General features: G+C 76.9%; 12 protein-coding genes. 6 read left to right on the forward strand and 6 right to left on the reverse strand.

Going from position 1 to position 20458, the window contains the following annotated elements; genetic code table 11:
* Positions 1-26: 26 nt before the first annotated feature.
* From QCD66_RS18540 to QCD66_RS18555, 4 genes are read right to left on the reverse strand one after another with little or no spacing between them, the layout of a single operon-like run.
* Complete coding sequence (locus QCD66_RS18540) at positions 27-722, reverse strand: nitroreductase family protein (protein WP_364219803.1); 696 nt, start codon at positions 720-722, stop codon at positions 27-29.
* A complete protein-coding gene (locus QCD66_RS18545; RefSeq protein ID WP_407566690.1) occupies positions 719-2380 on the reverse strand; it encodes a tpaE in 1662 nt (553 codons plus the stop codon). The genes QCD66_RS18540 and QCD66_RS18545 overlap by 4 nt, the downstream gene beginning before the upstream one ends.
* A complete protein-coding gene (locus tag QCD66_RS18550; RefSeq protein ID WP_375736527.1) occupies positions 2377-3063 on the reverse strand; it encodes a TOMM precursor leader peptide-binding protein in 687 nt (228 codons plus the stop codon). The genes QCD66_RS18545 and QCD66_RS18550 overlap by 4 nt, the downstream gene beginning before the upstream one ends.
* 24 nt (positions 3064-3087) lie before the next feature.
* A complete protein-coding gene (locus QCD66_RS18555) occupies positions 3088-4482 on the reverse strand; it encodes a YcaO-like family protein (RefSeq protein ID WP_375736526.1) in 1395 nt (464 codons plus the stop codon).
* A gap of 253 nt (positions 4483-4735) precedes the next feature.
* Between QCD66_RS18555 and QCD66_RS18560 the strand changes: the two genes are divergently transcribed.
* Both QCD66_RS18560 and QCD66_RS18565 read left to right on the forward strand, forming a co-directional pair.
* Positions 4736-7357, forward strand: coding sequence for a LuxR C-terminal-related transcriptional regulator (locus QCD66_RS18560; RefSeq protein ID WP_375736525.1), 2622 nt, complete (start codon positions 4736-4738; stop codon positions 7355-7357).
* A gap of 154 nt (positions 7358-7511) precedes the next feature.
* Entirely contained in the window at positions 7512-7814 is a 303-nt protein-coding gene (locus tag QCD66_RS18565; RefSeq protein WP_375736524.1) for a hypothetical protein, read from the forward strand.
* 196 nt (positions 7815-8010) lie between these two features.
* Here the strand turns inward: QCD66_RS18565 and QCD66_RS18570 are convergent, their stop codons facing one another.
* Both QCD66_RS18570 and QCD66_RS18575 read right to left on the reverse strand, forming a co-directional pair.
* Entirely contained in the window at positions 8011-12537 is a 4527-nt protein-coding gene (locus QCD66_RS18570) for an HAD-IC family P-type ATPase (protein WP_375736523.1), read from the reverse strand.
* A gap of 124 nt (positions 12538-12661) precedes the next feature.
* The gene (locus QCD66_RS18575) at positions 12662-13258 is read right to left on the reverse strand and encodes a pentapeptide repeat-containing protein (protein WP_364219783.1); all 597 of its coding nucleotides are present in this window, start codon (positions 13256-13258) and stop codon (positions 12662-12664) included.
* Between the two features lie 203 nt (positions 13259-13461).
* On the opposite strand from QCD66_RS18575, the gene QCD66_RS18580 reads away from it, so the two are divergent.
* From QCD66_RS18580 to QCD66_RS18595, 4 genes are read left to right on the forward strand one after another with little or no spacing between them, the layout of a single operon-like run.
* The gene (locus tag QCD66_RS18580) at positions 13462-14163 is read left to right on the forward strand and encodes a DUF6875 domain-containing protein (RefSeq protein ID WP_364219781.1); all 702 of its coding nucleotides are present in this window, start codon (positions 13462-13464) and stop codon (positions 14161-14163) included.
* Positions 14153-17242: a condensation domain-containing protein gene (locus tag QCD66_RS18585; RefSeq protein ID WP_375736522.1), complete on the forward strand. Its 3090-nt coding sequence runs from the start codon at positions 14153-14155 to the stop codon at positions 17240-17242. The genes QCD66_RS18580 and QCD66_RS18585 overlap by 11 nt, the downstream gene beginning before the upstream one ends.
* A complete protein-coding gene (locus QCD66_RS18590) occupies positions 17239-18732 on the forward strand; it encodes a condensation domain-containing protein (protein ID WP_407566691.1) in 1494 nt (497 codons plus the stop codon). Before QCD66_RS18585 ends, QCD66_RS18590 begins: the two co-directional genes overlap by 4 nt.
* Complete coding sequence (locus tag QCD66_RS18595) at positions 18729-20426, forward strand: non-ribosomal peptide synthetase (protein ID WP_407566692.1); 1698 nt, start codon at positions 18729-18731, stop codon at positions 20424-20426. The genes QCD66_RS18590 and QCD66_RS18595 overlap by 4 nt, the downstream gene beginning before the upstream one ends.
* Positions 20427-20458 lie beyond the last annotated feature (32 nt).

A 20458-nucleotide genomic window follows, 5' to 3' on the forward strand; every position in this document is an offset into this window, starting at 1 on the left:
GGGTGAGCGCCCGCTGGGGTCGGCGCTCACCCGGTGGCTGTGGGGTTTCCCAGGGCGACGGCGAACAACGGCTGCCGGCGTACGCCGTCGCAGTGCAACGGCCGGCGTACGGCGGCCGGCACCAGGCCGGCGAAGACGCAGCCGACCAGGTCACGGGCGACCGCGTCGAGCCACATCGCGTACGCGGCGGCGCCGGCGCGGGCCAGCAGCAGTCGGTAGCCGTGCCCGTCGCGGCGGGCGGTGGCCGACCCGATGTCGCCGAGGATCGTGACGATCGCGCCGGCGTCGGCAAACTCCGGGTCGGCGAGCAGGTCCGCGCCGGCGTCCCGATTCGGCAGCGGCAGCACCGGGGTGACGGTCCGGGTGGCCGCGTCGTAGCGGTGGACACCGGCCCGGAGGCCGTCGACACGCAACGCCACGACCAGCACCTCCAGCGGGTCGTGGTCGACCTCGGTCGGCCGGTCCCGGCGGTCCGCCGCGATCCCCGCCGCGACGGCCGCGCCGAGTTCGGGCAGCCGCAGCGGGGTGGCCGCGAACCGTCGTACCGCCCGCCGGCGCGACAGCGCGGTGAGCAGGTCGGACCGTCGTCCGAAGGCGGCCGGTACGGCCACCGGCGGCCCGGTGGCGGGCAGCGCGGGCAGGGCCGGGAGCCCTTCGGCGGGCGGGCGGGTGGCGTCGAAGGAGCGCAGCAGCGCGAGCGCGAGGCCGGCGGGCGAGGTCACGCGGGCACCTCCCGGTCTCCCGGGGCGCGCCGGTCCACCGCCCGCTCCAGCAGGTCGATCACGGCGGTGACGGGTTCGGCGGCACGGTCGACGCCGAGCACGGCGGCGAGCCCGGCGTCGTCCCACTCCGGGCGGGGCGGCGCGGTCAGGCCCAGCGGGATCGCGGCGGCGCCGGTGGCGGCCTGGGCGCAGCCGGCGTCGAGCAGCACCAGGCGCAGCGCGGTCGCGTCGTACTCGCCGACCGCCCGGCGCAGGTCGGCGGTGAGCACGATCGAGGCGGGCGCGGTCCCACGTACGCCGTCCGTCAGGTCCGCGAGGCGGGCGAGCGCGTGCCGGTCGGCGACGTAGCCGTAGACGCCCGCGGGCAGGCCGGCGACGTCGCGGGCCACGAGGTGCGCCACGACCGAGCCGAGGTTTCCGGCGGTCGCGGTCCAGCGCAGCACCCGGTCCGGGGTCTCGCCGCGCCAGCCGGCACAGACCGCCAGCAGCACCCCGACCGCGGCCAGGTCGACCCGGTCGCCGGTCCGGCCGTCGCGCAGCAGGTCCGTCGCGGGCGCGGGCAGCGGCGTACGCGGCGCGAGCGGCCACGTCTTCGCGGCGCGGCGGGACGCCGGCCCGGCCGGCCGGTAGTGCGCCCGGTGCCGCCCGGCGTCGGGGAAGTCCCGGGGCGCGCGGCCGACCGCCGCCTCGTAGCGGGCCGCCGGCGGCGCCTCGCCCGGCTCGCCCGGCTCGCCCGGCTCGGCCGAGCAGTCGGGACAGCCGGGGCGGGTGGTGGCGGCGTGCCGCTCCTGGGTGAGATCGGTGAGGTCGACGCCGCGCCACCGCATCGGCAGGGCGACCTGGGTGGCCCTGCCGACCAGCCCGAAGATCTCGTTGGCGGCCAGCGCGGCGGCGAGCGCGAGATCGTCGGGGTCGGGTGGGCCAGCGGGATCGGGTGGGCCGGCGGGGCGCCCGGTGGCGCAGGCGGGGCACGGGGTGAACCGGGAATCGACGTACGGGCCGAGGTGGGCGACGCCGTCGCGGACCGACACCCACAGCAGCGGGATGCCGCTCCGCCAGCAGTCGGCGACCGTGTCCGCGTCGTCGTCCGGTCCCGGTGCCGCCAGCACGACCAGCGTGGCGGCACCGGCGGGGAACGGCCCCGCGCCCCGGCTCACCGCGATGTGCGCGCCGAGTTCGGTGGCCAGCGCCGCCGCCAGCGGGCCGTCGCCGCGTACCTCGACGTGCGCGGCCGCGAGCCGGGCGGCGGTCAGCTCCCAGGCGGCGTCGGCGCCGGTCGCGTCACCGATCCGGGACAGGAAGTCGGCCAGGTGGTCGGGCACCGCGGTCACGTCGGCACCGGCCGGCGCGGCCTCCTCGACGGCTCCGCAGGCCCACAGCAGGGTCACCGCCTGGAACAGTGCCCGGGGCGTGATGCCGAGCGTGGCGGCCAGGGTCGGGTGGTCGCGGCTGCCGTCCATCAACGGCAGCAGGCGCGCGACCAGCTCGACGGCGGCCCCGCCGAGGCGCTTGCGGCGCGCCACGCCGTCGATGACCAGCCCGTCCCCGGCCCGGTACGTCAGCACCCCACGCCGGGTACGCGGCCGTACCGGCACCGCGAACCGCCGGTCGGTCAGCGCCGCCCGCGCCACGAACCCGGCCGTGACGACGCCGCTCATGCCGGGCCCCCGGTCCCCTCGCGGCGGGCGTCCGGCACACCGGGTTCCCCGGGCCGGCGCAGGCGCGCGGCGAGGTCGTCGAGTCGTGCCGCGTGGTCGCGCGGCGGCCGGCAGCGGGGGCAGCGGTCGACCGCCACCACCCCGTGCCGCCCGGTCGTGCCGGTGACCAGGTCGACGGTACGTACCCAGCCGCCGGGCCGCTCGCCGGACGGCGCCCAGGCGTCGCGGACGGCGCGGCGGGCCAGCGCCACCGCGAGCCCGACGTGGTGGTCGGCGTATCCGGGGATCGGCCGTTCGACGGTCCCGGTGTCCGGGCCGCCGTGCTGCCGGCGGCGGCGCTGGAAGCAGTCGTGGCAGGCGGTGCGCCCGGGCACCACGACCGGGCCGCAGCGCAGGTGGGGGTGGTCGAGCAGGACCGGGAACCAGGGCCGGCGGGCGGCGTACGCGGCCCGGTCGACGGCGTCGGCCAGCGCGGGCCGGTCGTGGCCGGCGGCCAGCACCACGATGTCCGCCGCCGGCCGGCTCACCGGCCGGTCGGTGACGGTCGAGCCGGGATGGCCGGCGGCGAGCCGCGCGGCGACCCGGTGCCCGAAGTCGCCGGACGCGACGACCAGCAGCGTCGGGGTGGCTGGCTCAAGCCGGGCACCCTGATCGCGCACGTCTCGCTCGACGGTGGCGTACATCGTGGTCCTCCGTGGTGCGGTCGGTCAGGCGAACGGTTGCGGTACGGGGTTGACGTCGGCCTCGGCGCGCACCGGATGCCCCATGGCGGCCGGGGCGGCGTAGAGGCGGGGGTGGGCGAGGTAGCGGGCCCGGTGCACGAACGACAGCGGCATGAGCTGCGGTACGAGCACCCGGACCACGACCGCGCCGGCCTGCTCGGCCTCGTCGGTGGTCAGGTCGACGACGACGACCTCGCAGCCACCGGCCCGCAGCCGCGCCAGCAGCCAGTGCAGGACGGTGATCGGCTCCCCCGGCGGCGGCGCCGGCAGGTCGGCGAGACGGCGTACCGGGCGGTCGCCGTCGAGCAGGAAGTCGAAGTGGTGCCGCCGGTCGCGGCGGCCGAGTGCGATCGCCCCGTCGACGACGCTGGCGACGTCCGGCCCGGCCGGCGGCGTACGGGCGGCGGCCGCCGCCCGCAGCGCGATCCGCAGGGCGGCGGCCTCGCGGTACACCTTGGCCACCGCCGCGCGCGGATCCGCCACGCAGGCGGCGGCCACGAGCTGGGCGAGGTGCCGGTCGTGGTCGGCGAGCTGCAGGCCGAACAGGACCGGGATGCCGAGGTCGGTCGTCGCGTCGAAGAGCAGCGTGTGCACGTACGGCACCCGGCCCCGGCCGACGAGCTCCCGGGACCGGTCGTCGAGGTCGGCCGGGTCGACGGCCAGCCGGGGCAGCCGGAGACGTTGCAGCCAGGCGAGGCTGACCGCGTCGCGCTCGACGACCTCCAGCAGGCCGGCGACGACGGCCGCGACCGGATCGGTGTGCGCCGCGCAGCCGGTCGAGGTCGGGTTGGTGACCGCCTCCGCCGCCGACTCCGGCGGGTTCTTCAGCCAGACGTGGGCGGCCGGCACGTACACCGGCCGGTCGGCGGTCAGCGACCAGCCGCGTACCCAGCGGCGCGGGGCGGCCCGGTCGGGTGCGACCAGGCCGCAGCGCGGGTCGGCGAGTTCGGCCGGCGAGCAGCGCGGCCACGAGTCGAGGTCGACCGCCTCGGCGCCGAGTTCGTCGGCGCTGGCCCGGATGGTCCGGTCGGGGTCCACGGCGCAGGAGGAGTACCGCTCGACGGCCTCGGCGACGGCCAGGTGTGCCGCCCGGGCGGGGTCGAGGTCGCCGCCCGCGCCGTCGAGGTTGCCGTGCTCGGGGCGGTGCGACCAGCGGCGGTGCGGGTCGAGCACCGGGCCGGGGTCCCCGAGCCGGGCGACGAAGGTCGGCAGGTCGGCCTCCCCGTCGGCGGCCGGCAGCCGGGTCACGGCGCCGACCAGCCCGTACGGCGAGACAAGGGCACCGAACCGGCGCAGGCCGGTCGGTACGGTCGAAGTGTCGGATAGCGGACGCGATTCGCGGTCGGGTCCGCTGTGGATCCCGGTCACCGCTGGGTTCATCGTCGCCGCCTGTCGTCGTCCACCTCGGATGCCGACCCAGTGTGGGCGGCCCGGCGGCCCCCCGCCTGAGTGCCGGGTACTCAAAAGTCACGGCGCGGCCGGAGAGCGGTTACTCATCCGGACCGGGCCGACCGGCGGCGGCCGGCCGGGGCGGGCGAAGAGGATACGACCCGCACGCACCCGCCCCGTTCAGCCGCTAGACGCCGCTGTCTAACTTGCCGGTAAACCGCATGAGTAGCTGGAGGACGCGGGGATGCGGATGGTTGCGGATCGGTTGTCGGTGGACGGCCCGCTGGTCGGGCGCGACGACGAACGGGAGCGGATCGCGGGGGCGCTGACCGCCGTGCCGGGCTCCGGGGTGCTGCTGGTCGGCCGGCCAGGGGTGGGCAAGAGCCGGCTCGCCGCGGCGGCCCTGGACGACCACGAGCGGGCCGGTGCCGCCGTCGTCCGGCTGGCCGCGACGCCCGGCTGGCGGGAGGTGCCGTTCGGCGCGGTCGTCGACCTGTTACCCGGCGCGGCCCTCGGCGTCACGGACGTGTTCCGTGAGGTGGAGCGCCGCCTGCACGCCATCGCCGCCGGCCGGCCGGTCGTGGTCGGCGTCGACGACCTGCACTTCCTCGACGACGCCTCCGCCGCCCTGCTGGAACGGCTCGTCGTCGGCGGCTCCGTGCAGGTGCTGGCCAGCACCCTCGACGCCACCGTCGACGCCCCGCCGGTCGCGCTGCTGCGCCGGGCCGGCGCGCTGGCCCGGGTCGAGGTGGCACCGCTGGCGTTCGCCGACTTCCGTGATCTGGTCTCGGCGCTGCTCGACGGCCCGGCCGACGGGCTCACCCTCGACGCGCTGTGGCGGCTCACGCTGGGCAACCCGCTGTTCGTACGGGAGGTGCTGCGGGCCGGTTTCGCCGACGCGGCGCTGCGCCGGGAGAACGGCATGTGGCACTGGCGGCCCGAGCACCTGGGCACGCCCGGGCTGCCGGAGGTGGTCGGGCTGACCGTCGGCGCACTGACCACCGCGGAGTCGTCGGCGCTGGCGTACGTCGCGTACGGCGCCCCGGTCCCGCTGCCGCTGCTCGAACGGCTGGTGCCCGCCGACGTCACCGAGGACCTCGAGGAGCGCGGCCTGATCCGGCTCGACCAGACCGGCCAGCGCACCGTGGTCCGGCTCGGCCACCCGCTGTACGGCGAGGCGGTGCGGGCCCGTACCGGCCGGCTACGGACCCGGCGGATCCTGCGCGAACTGGCCGACGCCCTGGAACCGGAGACGGCCGGCGTCGAGGACCGCATCCAGGTGGTGTCGTGGCGGGTCGAGGCGGGGCTCGAGGTCGACCCGGCCGAACTGCTCGGCACCGCGACCGAGGCGCTGCGCCGCGGCGGCGCCGGGCTGGCGCTGCGGCTGGCCGAACGGGTGCCGACCGCCGCCGGGGCGTGGCACGCCGGCCGGGCCCTGGTCGCGCTCGGCCGGCACCAGGAAGCCGACGACCGGCTGCGGCGCGGCCACGCGGAGATGGAGGTGCCCCGCGACCGGGCGCAGGCCGCCGCGCTGCGCGCCCTGAACCTCTTCTGGGGGCTGCGCCGCCCCGACGACGCCCTGCGGGTGCTGGCCGACGCCGAGCGGACCCTACCGGACGGGGTGCACCACGAGCTGCTGTCGGCGCAGGCCGGGATCGCGGTGTTCTGCGGTCGCGGCCACGAGGCGCTGGCGACGATCGCGACCGCGCTGGAACAGCCGTCGCAGGACCCGCTGCTGGCCACCGCGATCGCGCCGCTGCGGCCGTACGTGATGGTCTTCGCCGGGGCGCCCGGCCAGGTCGCCGCCGCGTTCGCGGCCGGCGACCCGGCGCTGCCCGAGGTGTGGCCGACGATGCGGGCCGCCACCCAGACCTGCCACGTGCAGGCGCTGGTGATGGCCGGTCGCATCGTGGAGGCGACCGAGGCCGCGGAACGCTACTACGCCGACGCCGTCGCCCACGGCGCGCCGGACGGGGTGGGCCTGATCGCGATGGCACGCGGCATCTGCGCCGGCGAACGCGGCCAGATCGAGGTGGCCTCCCGCTGGATCGACGAGGCGCTGGCGGTGACCGATCCGGCGACGGTGTTCCCGATCCGGGTGAAGATCCTGGCGATGCGGGCCTGGTGGGCGGCGCACCGGCGCCGGTTCGACGAGGGCTGGGCGGCGCTCGATGAGGTGACCCGGCTGGTCCCGGACGGCAGCTCCGCCGGCGACTACGCCCGGCTGAGCGAGGCGTGGCTGCTGGCGATGTCGGGCGAGCAGACCCGGGCGGTGACGCTGCTGCGGGAGCTGACGGACGCGTTCCTGGCCGGCGGGCAACTGTCGGTGGGGATGGACGCCGTGCACCTGTGGTCGCGGCTGGAGCCGTCGGCGGCCGTCGCCGCCGAGGCCCGCCGGATCGCCGACCTGTGCGACACCCCGCTGTTCGGCTGGTACGCCGACTACGCCGAGGCGCTGGCGGCCGGCGACCCGCTGCGGCTGGAGGAGATCAGCCAGGCGTGGGAGGAGCACCGGTACGACCTGCTGGCGCTGGAGGCGGCGGTGCAGGCGGCCCGCTGCCAGCCGCCGGACGGCCGTACGGCGAGCCGGTTGGCCCGCCGGGTCGAGCGGCTGCGCCAGGAGTGCGCCGGGTTCTGGCCCGCGTGGCTCGACGAACCGGACCCGGCCGGCCCGCTGACCCCGCGCGAACGGGAGGTGAGCGCGCTGGCGGCGGCCGGGCTGGGCAACCCGGAGATCGCCGAGCGGCTGGTGCTGTCGGTGCGGACGGTCGAGAACCACCTGCAACGGGCGTACGGCAAACTCGGCATCCGGGACCGCCGGGAACTGGCGGCGGCGATCGGCGCTCCCCCGACGCCGGTCCGTTAGGGGAGGTGGGCCGGGGTACGTGGGCTGTGGGGTACGTGGGCGGCCGTGGTGCCGCCCACCGCCCGTGCCCCGCGCCGCCTGTACGGGCCGTCCGCGCGTTGCCCACCCACGCAACAACTTTCTCTTTGGTGCTCGTGGGTGCAGGCTCGGCGCCATGCGTTGGACCTACGACGGGACCATCAGGAACGTGCTCTGGATCGGTGGCGCGCAATGGGCCGGCAAGACCACGGTCGCCGCCATCCTGACCAGCCGGTACGGGCTCACCCACTACCACTGCGACTACCATGATTCCCGAGCCCACGAGGATCGCCGGAACGCGGCCCGCGCCCGTCAGGGGCAACCACCTCAGCGTGCCACCGCCCTGGGCATACGGGTGATCGAGGTGGACGGTACCGAGAACGCGGAGTCCATCGCCGACGAGGTAGCCGACCACTTCAGTGCTGTCATGACCGCCTGATCGATCTCGACCTTGCCATCACGCTCGGCCGCCGCCATCCGCTTGCAGTGATGCGCTATCGAGGACTCGTTGCCGAAATCGTGCCCCGTAATGCCTGAAACATCCCCTCGATCGGCGCGACCGGGGCGGTTCGGCCTTGATCGACTCGGCGGTCGGCCTCGCCGGGCCGTACGCCGCGCCGGCCGGGCTCGCCGATCTAGGACTTGTTGCCGGACTCCTGCCCCGTAATGCCCGAGACATCCCCTTGATCGGCGCGGCCATCCGGAGCGGCGCGGCCATCCGGAGCGGCGGCGCGAGCGGGAACGGCACCAGCGGGAGCGGGGGCAGCACCGGGGGCGGCGCCGTCCGGGGCGGCCTGACCGGGGGTGGGGCGGGGGTTCGTGCCGGGGAGGATCAGGCGGCCCAGGGCGGTGTTCGCCACCGTGGCGCAGGCCGCCGAGCCGGTCGCTATCCCCCAGCCGACCGGGCCGAGCGGCGTACACCCGAAGAACTGGCTCAGCCCCGGCGTCTGGATCACCGCCACAAGTGCTCCAACGGACACCGCCGCGGTCGCCAGGACGGCGGGGCTGGCGCCGCCGGTCAGCACCGTCTGGCCGAGCTGGGTGCCGACCAGGGCGGCGAGGGCGACCGTGCCGGCCCGCTTGCGGCGGCCGGTCGCCCGGGCCAGGGTCCAGCCGGCGGTGGCGCCGAACGTGGTCGCGCCGGCCCGCAGTCCGATCTCCCGGTTGAGGCTGGCCCCGAGCGACGCGTCCGGGCCCTCGGCGAGCAGGTCGACGCCGGCCTCCGGGCGGGGCGGGCGGACCGCGATCGCCATCGCCGGTGCCAGGTCGGTGAGCAGGTTGACCAGCAGGAGTTGGCGGGAGCTCAGCGCGGAGCGGCCGGTGACGGCGGCGGTGACGACGCTGAAGGCGATCTCGCCGAGGTTGCCGCCGACCAGGACGCTCAGCGCGTGCCGTACCGACGACCACATGGCCCGTCCCTCGACCAGGGTGGCGATGATCGTCTCGAGCCGGTCGTCGGTGACGACGAGGTCGGCGGCGGCGTGCGCGGCGGGGGTGCCGCGCTGGCCGAGCGCGATCCCGACGTCGGCGAGCCGGATCGCCGGGGCGTCGTTGGCGCCGTCGCCGGTCATCGCGACGGTCCGGCCGGCGCCGCGCAGGGCCTGGATGATGCGTACCTTGTGGGCCGGGGTGCAGCGGGCCACGACGTCGGTCGCGGCCAGCCGCTCGGCGAGCGCCGGATCGTCGAGCGCGTCGAGTTCGGCTCCGGTGGCGACCCGCTGGCCGGGCCCGTCGGTGCTGATGATGGCGGCGATCGCCGCGGCGGTGGCCGGGTGGTCGCCGGTCACCATGATGGTGTGCACGCCGGCCTCCCGGATCCGCCGGACGGCCGGTGCCGCGCTGTCGCGTACGACGTCGGCCAGGGCGACGAAGCCCAGGAACGTCAGCCCTTCGACGTCGCCGTCGGCGACCGACGAGGTGGTGGCGACCGGGCACTCGGCGACGGCGAGGACCCGCTGCCCGGCGGCGGCGTGCCCGGTCAGCAGTTCTTGCAGCGCCGACCGGCCGGCCGCGTCCAGCGGTACGTCGCCGCCGGGGTCGCGCCGCAGGGAGCAGCGTGGCAGCACCACCTCCGGGGCGCCCTTGACGCTGAGCAGCAGGGCGCCGTCCGGGCCGCCGACGGTGGCGTGGTAGCCCCGGGACGCCTCGAACGGCAGTGCCGCCGTCAGGTGCCAGCCGGGCGAACCGGTGTCCGGCCCGATCCCGGCGGCGCGGGCACCGGCCAGTACGGCGGCGTCGGTCTGCTGCGGCAGGTCGGCCGGCTCGTCGGCCTCGGGCGTGGCCCGCAGCGCCGCCGCCAGCACCGGGCGCAGTTCGTCGGACAGTTCGTCGAGGGCGGCGTACCGGCCCGGGTCGCCGACCCCGGCGAGCCGCAACCGGCCCTCGGTCAGGGTGCCGGTCTTGTCGAAGCAGAGCACGTCGACCCGGCCGAGCGCCTCGATGGTGCGTGGGTTGCGGACCAGGGCGCCGTGGTAGGCGAGCCGGCGGGCGGCGGCGAGCTGCGCGGCGGAGACCAGGAACGGCAGGCCCTCGGGTACGGACGCGACGGCCAGGTTGGCGGCGGTCGCCGCGGTCTGTGCCAGCGGTACGCCGTGCAGGAGTCCCGCGCCGGCGACGGCGACCGCCGCACCGGCGGCCAGTGGCAGCGACGAACTGGTCAGGTGGGTGAGGCGGGCCTCGACGCCGCTGGCCGGGGCGGCGCCGCGGGCGAGTGCCATGCCGCGGCCGGCCTCGGTGTCGGCGCCGGTGGCGACGACGACCGCGGCGCCGTGGCCGGCGGCGACGCTGGTGCCCTGGTAGACCATCGATCTGCGGTCGGCGACCTCGCCGGCGACGACGGCGGCGGTGTCCTTGCCCACCGGCAGCGACTCGCCGGTCAGCGAGGACTCGTCGGTTTCCAGGCCGACCGCCTCGATCACCCGGCAGTCGGCGGGTACGGCGTCGCCGGGGCAGAGCAGGACCAGGTCGCCGGGGACGAGGTCGGCGCCGCTGATGGTCTGTTCGGTGCCGCCGCGCCGGACCCGTACGGTGACCTCGGCGCGGGCGAAGAGCCGCCCGAGGGCGTGTTCGGTGGCCGCCTGCTGGGCGGCGCCGACCAGGGCCGACAGGGCCAGGACCCCGCCGACGAGGCCGGCGTCGACGACCGAGCCGACGGCCGCGGACAGGCCGGCGCCGAGTGCCAGCACCGGGGTGAGCGGGTTGGCGAGTTCGTCGACGAAGGCGCGGGCGAAGCCGGCGCCGGCGGGTGGTTCGCCGCCGGTCTGCCGGACCCGCCGGCCGGCCTCCTCCTCGGTGAGGCCGGCCGGCCCGCTGCCGAGCCGGTCGAAGACGACCGGTACCGGCATGAGGTGCCACGGCGTGGTCGGCGCGGGCGGCGTCGGCGGGTTGCGGGGCAGTTCGTTGGCGCGCCAGACGCCGTTGCCGAGTGCGACGGCGGCCGTGACGTGCAGCGGCATCTGGGACCGGCCCGGCAGGTCCCCGGGCGGGCTGGTGAGCGCCGTCACCGCCCCGAGGCCGGTGCCGGCGCCGGACAGCACGATGCACTGCTGGATCATGCGCCGGGCTCCGCCGGCGGCCTCGACCACCATGGCGGCGACGTCGATGTCGGTGTCGACGATCAGGTGGGCGCCCCAGGCGGGCAGGCCGTCGGTGCGGGCGGTGCCGATGCCGCAGTCGGCGGCGGCCAGTGCCCGCCGGTCGCCGGAGACGAGCATGACCATCGCCCCGTCGGCCTGGAGGTCCCGTACGGTCGAGGCCAGCGGGACGGTGTCCGGGGTGGCGACGACCAGTCGCAGCCCGGCCCGGCGGGCGGCGTCGGGCAGGATCTGGCTGGCGCGGGCGGGTTCGGCGGTGGCGCCGGCGAGCGCGACGAGCCGCCCGTCGTGCGCGAGCCCGAGCACGGTGTCGACCCGTTTCCGCAGTTCGCCGACTTGTTCGGCGCCGGCGCCGGGGGCGAGGTCGCCGACCGGGGCGAGTTCCCAGCCGTCGGCGGTGTGCCGGCCGGTGGGGTGGTCGGCGTCGAAGAGGGCGAAGGCGCGGGCGACGGTCTCCTGCTCGTCGGGTGCCCGGTCGTCGGGTGCCGGTAGCGGGACCAGGTCGGTGAGCACGGCCCGCGAGGACCGCAGCACCTCGGGGTCGACGACGAGGGTGTCGATCCGGTCGAGTTCGCGCAGCACGTCGCGGTCGACCACGACCACGCCCCGGCGGGCGAGCAGCGCGCCGAGCCGGGCGGCGTAGCCTTCCCGGCCGGCGGCGGCGGCCTTCGGCAGGGTGGACAGGGCGACGGCGGCGGCCCGCTTGGCGCCGCCGAACGGCAGGGTGGCGGCGCCGGCGAGGGCCCCGGCGGCCATTACCCGGACCGCGTACCGCTCGACCGGGCCGTCCGGTTTGGCGACCGGCCGGTCCTGTGCGATGCACGGCGCGGCGGCCCGTTCCGGGGTGCCGGTGAGCCGTGCCTCGGCCTTCTCCCAGGCGGCGAGTTCGGCGCGGGCCTCCTGCCATTCCAGCAGCCGCCTGCCGGTGTCGAGCACGATGCTGGGCCAGCCGCCGGACAGTCCGTGGGCCAGCGACTCGGCCAGCGGCAGCACCGAGTCGGCGCGCGGAGCGCCCTGGAGTCCCTTGCCGGCGAGCATGTGCAGCCTGGGGTGCAGGTCGACGACCTTGAGCAGGCCGGCGAACTCGCCGGGTAGGGAGGTGAACGGCAGTACCCGGGTCGCGACGGCGAGGCCGAGGCCGAGCGTGTCGGCGGCGAGGGTGGTGACGGCCCGCCCGGTACGCGGCCCCTCCTCCGGCGGGTGCGGCGGGTCGATGTCCGGGTCGGGGGCGTAGCCGTCGTTGCGCTCGATGCCGCTGATCACCGACATCAGCTGGTCGAGGCTCGGCCCCGGCTGCTCGACGGCGACGACGACGCGACCGGTCGGCGGGTTGATCCGGGCCCAGGCCACGCCGGGGACCTTGGACAGCGCCGCCTCGACCCGTCGGCCCAGCCGGCCGCCGGCCGGTTCGGCGACGCCCCGGACCTCGATGTGGTGGCGGCCGGGCCGGGACCAGACACCCCGCTGGTTGATCCCGGCGGCCCGGGCCAGTCCGGCCACGACGGCGCCGGCGTGCGCGACGGCCGTACGGCCGACGGCCGCCAGGGGTCGCCACCCCGTCGGAATCATCGATCGCTGTCGGTTGCCTGCGGCTCCGTGCCCCACGCCATGTCGCCTCCCACGCCTGTCGGTAGGCCCGTGGGCTTCCCAGTTCCGGGCGGTCTATTCCGCCGGTCGGGCGAGGTGCGGCGGGTCAGCCGATGCGCAGGCCGAGGGCCTGGGCGATGACGACGGCCTGGGCGGCGTCGATGACGGCGCCGGACAGGCGTACGGCCGACGGGTCGAGCGCGGTGAGGTCGCTGCCGCGCAGGTCGGCGCCGGACAGGTCGGCGCCGGTGAGGGTGGCCGCCGACAGGTCGACGCCGGTCAGGGTGGCACCGGTGCAGTCGGCGCGGGACAGGTCGACCTCGCGCATGCGTACGTCGGTGAACGTGACCCCGCGCAGGTCGGCGCCGGTCAGCGTGACGAAGGACCAGTCGCCACCGGTCACCCGCAGCGGGCGGGTGCCGCAGTCGGTGATGGTGCTGCCGGTGAGCTTGCAGCCGGTGAACTCGGCGTCGAAGAGTTCGCTGCGTTCGATGACGCACCGCACCAGGGCGGTGTCGTGGTGGCGGGAGGCGTTGAACCGTACGTTGGCGAAGGTGCATCCGGTGAAGGTGACCCGGCGGGTGGTCGCCTCGGTCAGGTCGACGCGGCGGAAGGTGCATCCGGAGTAGACGCGGTCGACCATGTCCTCGCCGTACCAGTCCTCGTCGGCGAACTCGCGCCCCTCCACCACCAGTTCGGGCATGGCTGACACGGTAGCGCCCGCCGGACGGTGGAGGTGGAGTCGGGGGTTCGTCCGATCCCGACACCGGCTGTTAGGACGAGCAACTTCACTGTAAGGACTACTTACTAATTCACATGCCTCTTACTAGCGTGACTGCCAGCGCGCACGGACCGGTCGCCCGAGCAACCGGATCGCCCGGCCGCGTACGCAGACGAGGGGCTGACATGCTGACCCACCCGGCGCACGCCCGCCACACCCTGATCGAGGTCGCGGACCTGCGGCAGGACCCACCGCCCCAGGCGGTACGCGGCCATGAGCGGGCGCTGCGCACCGTCGTCGACTGGGCCCGGGAGTACCTGTGCCAACCGCACCCCGACCTCGGACGCACCGGCAACGTCTGCCCGTACGCCCAAGGTTCGCTGGACCGCGACGTCTTCCACCTGGCGGTGGCCCCCGGCCGCACACACGCCCCCGCCGACCTGGACCGGCTGCTGGTCACCTACCGGGACTGGTTCGTCGACCTCGCCGCGCGGCGCGGGTCCGCCGCGCAGTTCTCCACCATCCTGATCGTCTTCCCGGACCTGCTGCCCGACGACGTACCGCTCGTGGTCGACCGCACCCAGGAGCGGCTCAAGTCGCGGTTCGTGGCGCACGGGCTGATGCTCGGCGAGTTCCACGACGGCCCGCCGGCCAAGGGCGGGCTGTGGAACCCGGACTTCCCGGCACTGCGCTGCCCGGTCCCGCTGCTGGCGATCCGGCACATGGTGCCGACCGACTTCCTCTTCCTGCGCGACGACCCGGACCACGTACGCGCCTACCTGGCCCGCCACGCCGGCCAGGTCCCGCCGCACCTGCGGGCGACCGTACGCGACGCCGTCGACCGCTTCGGACTCGAGCCCGTCGCCGGCGGTGCCGGTGCGCGCTGAGCCCCCGACGACGGTGCCGGCCCTGCTGGCGGCGCGGGCCGACGACGAGCCGGACCGGGTCGCGCTGGTGCTCGACGGGGTGGGGACCCTCACCTTCGGACAGTGGCGGGCCCGTGCCGACGCGGGCGCCCACGAACTGCGCGACCGCGGCGTGGGCCGGGGCGACCGGATCGGGCTCGTCTTCGGCGGGCCGGACTGGCTCGACTTCGCGGTCGGGTATGCCGCGGTCACCGCGGCCGGCGCGGTCGCCGTGCCGCTGTCGGACCGGACCCCGGCCGCCGCCGACCTGCTCGCCGGCTGTGGCGCCACCGGCGTGCTGCACGCCGGCACGGCACCGCGAGGTCCATGGTGGACACTGCACGCGGACGGGCTGGGCCGGACCGCCTCCCCCGGCCCGCCCGACGGCGACGTACGCCCCGGCGACCTGGCCCAGATCGTGCACACCTCGGGCACCACCGGCCGACCGAAGGGGGTGGCCGCCACCCACGCCAACCTGACGTTCGGCGCCGCCCCGCGCCCCCGGCGCCGACCGCTGGCGCACTCCGACCACTTCGTGCACGCCTTCCCGATCGGCACCAACGCCGCGCAGACCATGCTGGTCCAGGCGCTGACCGCCCGGCCGGCCGCCGTGGTGGCGCCCCGCTTCGACGCCGACGGCTTCGCCGCGCTGGTCGCCCGGCACCGGGCCGGGACCGTCTTCGTGGTGCCGTCGATGGCGATCGACCTGCTGCGCGCCCGCGCGGCCGAGCGGCACGACCTGTCCGACGTACTGCTGGTCGCCTCGACCGGCGCGGCGCTGCCACCCGCGGTGGCCCGCGACCTCACCACCGCCCTGCCCGGCGCCACGGTCGTCAACAACTACACCTCGACCGAGGCCGCCCCGGCCCACACCACCGTCGTCTACGACCCGGACCGGCCGACCGCGCTCGGCCGGCCGGCCGCCGGTGCCGAACTGCGGATCACCGACCAGGACGGGGTGCCGCTGCCGGCCGGCGCGACCGGCGAGGTGTGGCTGCGGGCCGACACCGTGCCCCGGACGTACTTCGGCGACCCGGCGGCCAGCGCCAGGGTCTTCCGCGACGGCTGGGTCCGGATGGGCGACCTCGGCCACCTCGACGCCGACGGCTACCTGCACCTGGTCGACCGGGACGGCGACACCGTCAAGACCGGCGGGTTCAAGGTGTCGACGCTGCATGTCGAGTCGGTGCTCTTCGACCACCCCGACGTCGCCGACGCGGCCGTGGTCGGGCTGCCGCACGCCACGCTGGGCGCGATGGTCGCCGCCGCGGTGGTGCCCGGCCGCCCGGTCACCGCCGACGCGCTGCGGGCCCACCTGGCCGAGCGGCTCGCCCCGCAGGAACGGCCGCTGCGGCTGCTGCTGGTCGACGCGCTGCCGCGCAACGACGGCGGCAAGGTGGTCCGGGCCGCGCTGCGCGACCTGTTCGCCCGGCGGCCCGACGACGGCGACGGGGCGCCGGTGACGGCGGCGGAACGTACGCTCGCCGCGCTGTGGGGCCGGGTGCTCGGGGTGCCGTCGGCCGGCCGGCACGACGACTTCTTCGCGCTCGGCGGCGACTCGCTCAAGGCCGCCCAGATCGCCACGCTGGCCGCCGCCGAGTTCGGCGTCGCCGTACCGGCCTCGGTGGTGTTCGACCGGCCGGTGCTGGCCGCGCAGGCCGGCTGGCTGGCCGCCGCGAGCGCCGCAGGGCCGGCGGCGGAGATCGCGGAGACGGCGACGACGGCCGCGCCGGAGACGAACGGCGACGGCGGGCGGGACATGCCGCTCACCGCCCAGCAGGACAACTTCCTGGCCTGGATGTACGCCACCGACGAGCCCCGCGACCCGGGCCCGATCAGCGTCGCGATCCGGATCACCGACGACCTCGACCCGGCCCTGCTGGAGGCGGCGCTGGGCGTGCTGGTGACCCGGCACGAGGCGCTGCGCACCGTGTTCCGCGCGGCCGGCGGGGCACCGCGTGGCCACCTGCTCGCCGACTGCCCGCCGGCGGTGACGGTCACCGCCGCCGCCGACGAGGCACACGCCGCGCGGCTGGTGTGCGCCGACCGGGAACTGCGGTTCGGGCTGGCTCAGGGGCCGCTGGTGCGGGCGGTCGTGGTCCGGCTCGGCGACGCCGACCACGTGCTCGGCCTCGCCGTGCACCACCTGGTCTTCGACGGCTGGTCGATGGGGGTGCTGCTGCGCGAACTCGGCCTGGTCTACTCGGCGCTGCGCACCGGCCGCCGACCCGTCCTGCCGGCGCCGCCGGTGCCGTACGTCGAGGCGGTGGCCTGGACCCGGGCGCAGTGGCCGCGCACCCGCCGCTACTGGCTGGACCGCCTCGACGGGGCGCCGGCCGTCGTCGCGCCGTTCCCGGGCCGGCGGCACGCCGTCCGGCTGCACAGCGACTCGCTGGAGTTCCGGGTCGACGCGGACGCCGCCGGCCGGCTGCGGTCCCTGGCCAGGGACCGGGGCGCCAGCACGGCGATGCTGGTCACGGCGGCGTGGGCGGCGGTGCTGACCGGGTGGAGCGGGGTGCCGGACCTGGTCGTCATGTCCCCGGTCCCGGGGCGCGGCCGGCCGGAGTTCGAGGTGCTGGTCGGCTGCCTGGTGCAGTCGCTGCCGCTGCGGATCGACGCCGGCGGCGACCCGACCTTCGCCGACCTGCTCGACCGGGTACGCGCCACCACGCTCGCCGCCGTCGACCACCAGTACTACCCGTTCGCCGAGTTCTACGCCCGCTTCCCGGCCGCCGCCTGGCTGCGCTTCGAGAGCTGGGGCGGCGACCCGCACTTTCCCGGCCTGATCTCGCAGGGGTTCCCGCTGCCGCGCGCGCTGGACGCCGACTGGCCGACACCGGACGGGCAGCCGGACCTCGGGGTGCCGGAGCTGGCGGTGGTCGAACAGCCGGACGGTTCGCTGTCCGGCTGGCTGCTGTGGAACTCGTACGCCTTCGACCGGTCCACCCCGCGCCGGCTCGCCGCCGGCCTGCTGCGCCTGCTGCACGCGCTGCCGGCCGGCGCCACGACACCGGTGTCGGAGCTGACCGGCGAGCGCTTCCCGGAGACGGAGGTAGTGTGACCACTGTGGACTTACCGCGGCTCGGTCCGGCTTCGGCCGCCCAGCACGGGCTGTGGTTCACCGAGCGGATCGGCGCGGCCGGCTCGGCCTACCACATGCCGCTGCCGGTACGGCTGTCCGGCGCGCTCGACGCCGACGCGCTCGCCGACGCCTGCGACGCCGTCGTACGGCGGCATCCGGTGCTGGCGTACGCCTTCGACGACACCGACGGCGAGCTGGCGCTGGTCGCCGCCGGCCCGCCCCGGCTGACCCGGCGGGAGGTGCGGCCCGCCGACGTCGCCGCCGTGGTCCGGGCCGAGACGTTGCGCCCGTTCGACCTGCGGCGCGGCCCGCTGGTCCGCTTCACCCTGCTCGGCCTGGCCCCGACCGAGCACCTGCTGCTCGTCGTCGCCCACCACCTGGTCTTCGACGGCGAGTCCAAGGACGTGCTGCTGCGCGAGCTGGCGGCGGCGTACGGCGCCCGGGTCACCGGCGCGACCGGTGCGCCCATCCCGCCGGTGCCGTACGCCGGGCACGCCGCCGACGAGGCGGCCCGCATCGCCGCCGCCCTGCCCGCCGCCCGCGAGTTCTGGGCGGACCGCTGGTGGGAGCCGGCCCCGGTGGTGCTGCCGGGGCTGACCCGCGTGCCGGACGGGGTCGAGCCCGGCGAGGCCGTCGAGTTCGACCTGACCCCGGCCCGGCGGTCGGCGCTGGCCGGCTGCGCCGACCGGTCCGGGCACACCCGCTTCGAGGTGCTGCTCGCCGCGGTGCAGGCCGTCCTGCACCGCTACGGCAACGCCGCGCCGACGGTCGCCGTCGACCTCGGTACGCGTACCGCCGCGACCCGCGACGCGATCGGGCTGTTCGTCAACGAGCTGCCGGTGGCCGTCCGCCCCGACCCGGACCGGCCGTTCGCCGACCTGGTCGCCGCCACCCGCGCCGAACTGCGCCGCACCTACCCGGTCCGGGTGGTGCCGCTGGCCCGCGCCGTCGACGGGCTGCGGCCCCGGCCGGCACTGGCCCCGGTGTCGGTCAGCTACCGGCGCCGCACCGGCCCCGACCCGGTCTTCGCCGGGCTGCGCACCGAGGTCCGCTGGACCGCGTTCAACCACGCCGCCCGCAACGCCCTGCACGTGCAGGTGGTCGACGGCCCGGACCGGACCACGGTCAACCTCCAGCACGCCGCCGGCGGCGTCGACCGGGACAGCGTCGACCGGATCGCCGGACACCTGACCACGCTGCTCGACGCGGCGACCGCCGCACCGGACACGCCGCTGCGCGCGCTGCCGGTGCTCGGCGAGCCGGAACGCCGCCTGCTGCTGGCCGGCTGGCAGTCGTCGGCCGGGCCGGCCGCGCCCGCCACCGACCGCCTCGACCCGGCCGCGCGGCGATCTCGTCCCGGCGACCGGCCGGGCGACCGGCCCGCTGACGGGGACGGTGCCGGAACTGGTCGCCGGCTGGGCGGCGGCCACCCCGGACGCGCCCGCGGTCGTCTTCGCCGAGCGCGGTGACGACGTACGCCGAACTGGACCGGGCCGCCGCCGCGCTCGCCGGCCGGCTGCGGGCCGCCGGCGCCGGCCCCGGCACCCGGGTCGCGGTCCGGCTGCGGCGGTCACCGGACCTGCTCGCCGGGCTGCTCGCGGTGCTGCGCACCGGTGCCGCGTACGTGCCGCTCGACCCCGACCACCCGCCGGCCCGGCGGGCGTACGTGCTCGACGACACCACCCCGGCGGTGCTGCTGACCGCCGCCGGCACCGCCGACGACCCGGCCACGCACCGGCCGGTGGTGGTGCACGTCGACGCCCCGACCGGCCCGGCCACCGGACCGGACGTGCTCGCCGCCGACCCGGACGCGGTCGCGTACGTGGTGCACACCTCCGGCTCCACCGGCCGGCCCAAGGGCGTCGAGGTCACCCACCGGTCGCTGGCACACCTGCTGGACGCGATGCGCGCCGTCCTCACCAGCGGCCCCGCCGACGGCTGGCTGGCGCTGGCCTCGGCGACGTTCGACATGGCCAAGCCGGAACTGTTCCTGCCGCTGGTCACCGGCGGCCGGATCGTGCTCGCCGCCGGCGACGACACCCGCGACGGCGCCGCCCTGCTCGACCTGGTCCGCCGGCACGGGGTCAGCCACGTGCACGCCACCCCGACGACGTGGCGGCTGCTGCTCGACGCCGGTCTCGCCGAGCCGGTCGTGGCGCTGTGCGGCGCCGAGCCGCTGCCACCCGCGCTCGCCCGCGAGCTGCGGCCCCGGGTACGCCGGCTGTTCAACCTGTACGGGCCGACCGAGGCCACCGTCTGGGCGACCGTGGCCGAACTGCCCGACCCGGTCGACGCGGTCACCATCGGCCGGCCGCTGCCCGGCGCCCGGGCCTACGTGCTCGACCCGCTGCTGCGGCCGGCCCCGGTCGGCGTGCCCGGGGAGATCCACATCGCCGGGACCGGGGTGGCGCGCGGCTACCTGCACCGGCCCGGGCTGACCGCGGCCCGTTTCCGGCCCGACCCGTACGGCCCGCCCGGCTCACGCCTCTACGCCACCGGTGACCTGGGCCGGTGGCGCCCGGACGGGCGGCTGGAGTTCCTCGGCCGCATCGACCGGCAGGTGAAGGTACGCGGGCACCGGGTCGAGCCGGGCGAGATCGAGGCGACCCTGGACGGGCATCCGGACGTGCACCGCTCCGCGGTCGTGCTCCGCGCCGACGACGGCCGGCCGCGCCTGGTCGCGTACGTCGAGTTCCGGCCCGGCCGGCAGGTGACCGACGCCGACCTGCGCCGGTTCCTGCGCGAGACGCTGCCGGGCTGGATGGTGCCGGAGGTGGTGGTGCCGCTGGCGGCGCTGCCGACCACGCCGAACGGCAAGCTCGACCGGGCCGCGCTGCCGGCCCCGGCCACCGTGCCGCCGCCGGCCGGGACGGAGCCGGCGACGGACGGGGCAGAGCCGGAGCCGGACGGGCTCGGCGCCGCCGTCACCGAGATCTGGCGGCAGGTGCTGCGGGTGGACCGGATCGGCCCGCACGACGACCTCTTCGACGACCTGGGCGGGCACTCGCTCAGCGTCACCCAGATCGCCGCCCGGATGCGCCGGCAGCTCGGCGTCGACCTGCCGCTGCACGTCTTCTTCGACACCCCGACGGTCGCCGGCGTCCTCGCCGCCGTCGCCGGGGACGACAGCCCGCCCGACGCCGACGAGCCACGACGGCCATGAACGAACACCACTATCACCGAGGAGGCCGTCCC

The sequence above is a fragment of the Polymorphospora sp. A560 genome (assembly GCF_045781765.1).
In the GTDB taxonomy this organism is placed as follows: Bacteria; Actinomycetota; Actinomycetes; order Mycobacteriales; family Micromonosporaceae; genus Polymorphospora; species Polymorphospora lycopeni.

What these genes read in the sequence shown, in the direction of transcription:
- QCD66_RS18545 (WP_407566690.1), bottom strand. Translation starts at nt 2,380, where the DNA reads ATGAGCGGCGTCGTCACGGCCGGGTTCGTGGCGCGGGCGGCGCTGACC.
- QCD66_RS18550 (WP_375736527.1), bottom strand. Translation starts at nt 3,063, where the DNA reads ATGTACGCCACCGTCGAGCGAGACGTGCGCGATCAGGGTGCCCGGCTT.
- QCD66_RS18555 (WP_375736526.1), bottom strand. Translation starts at nt 4,482, where the DNA reads ATGAACCCAGCGGTGACCGGGATCCACAGCGGACCCGACCGCGAATCG.
- QCD66_RS18560 (WP_375736525.1), top strand. Translation starts at nt 4,736, where the DNA reads ATGCGGATGGTTGCGGATCGGTTGTCGGTGGACGGCCCGCTGGTCGGG.
- QCD66_RS18565 (WP_375736524.1), top strand. Translation starts at nt 7,512, where the DNA reads ATGCGTTGGACCTACGACGGGACCATCAGGAACGTGCTCTGGATCGGT.
- QCD66_RS18570 (WP_375736523.1), bottom strand. Translation starts at nt 12,537, where the DNA reads ATGATTCCGACGGGGTGGCGACCCCTGGCGGCCGTCGGCCGTACGGCC.
- QCD66_RS18575 (WP_364219783.1), bottom strand. Translation starts at nt 13,258, where the DNA reads ATGCCCGAACTGGTGGTGGAGGGGCGCGAGTTCGCCGACGAGGACTGG.
- QCD66_RS18580 (WP_364219781.1), top strand. Translation starts at nt 13,462, where the DNA reads ATGCTGACCCACCCGGCGCACGCCCGCCACACCCTGATCGAGGTCGCG.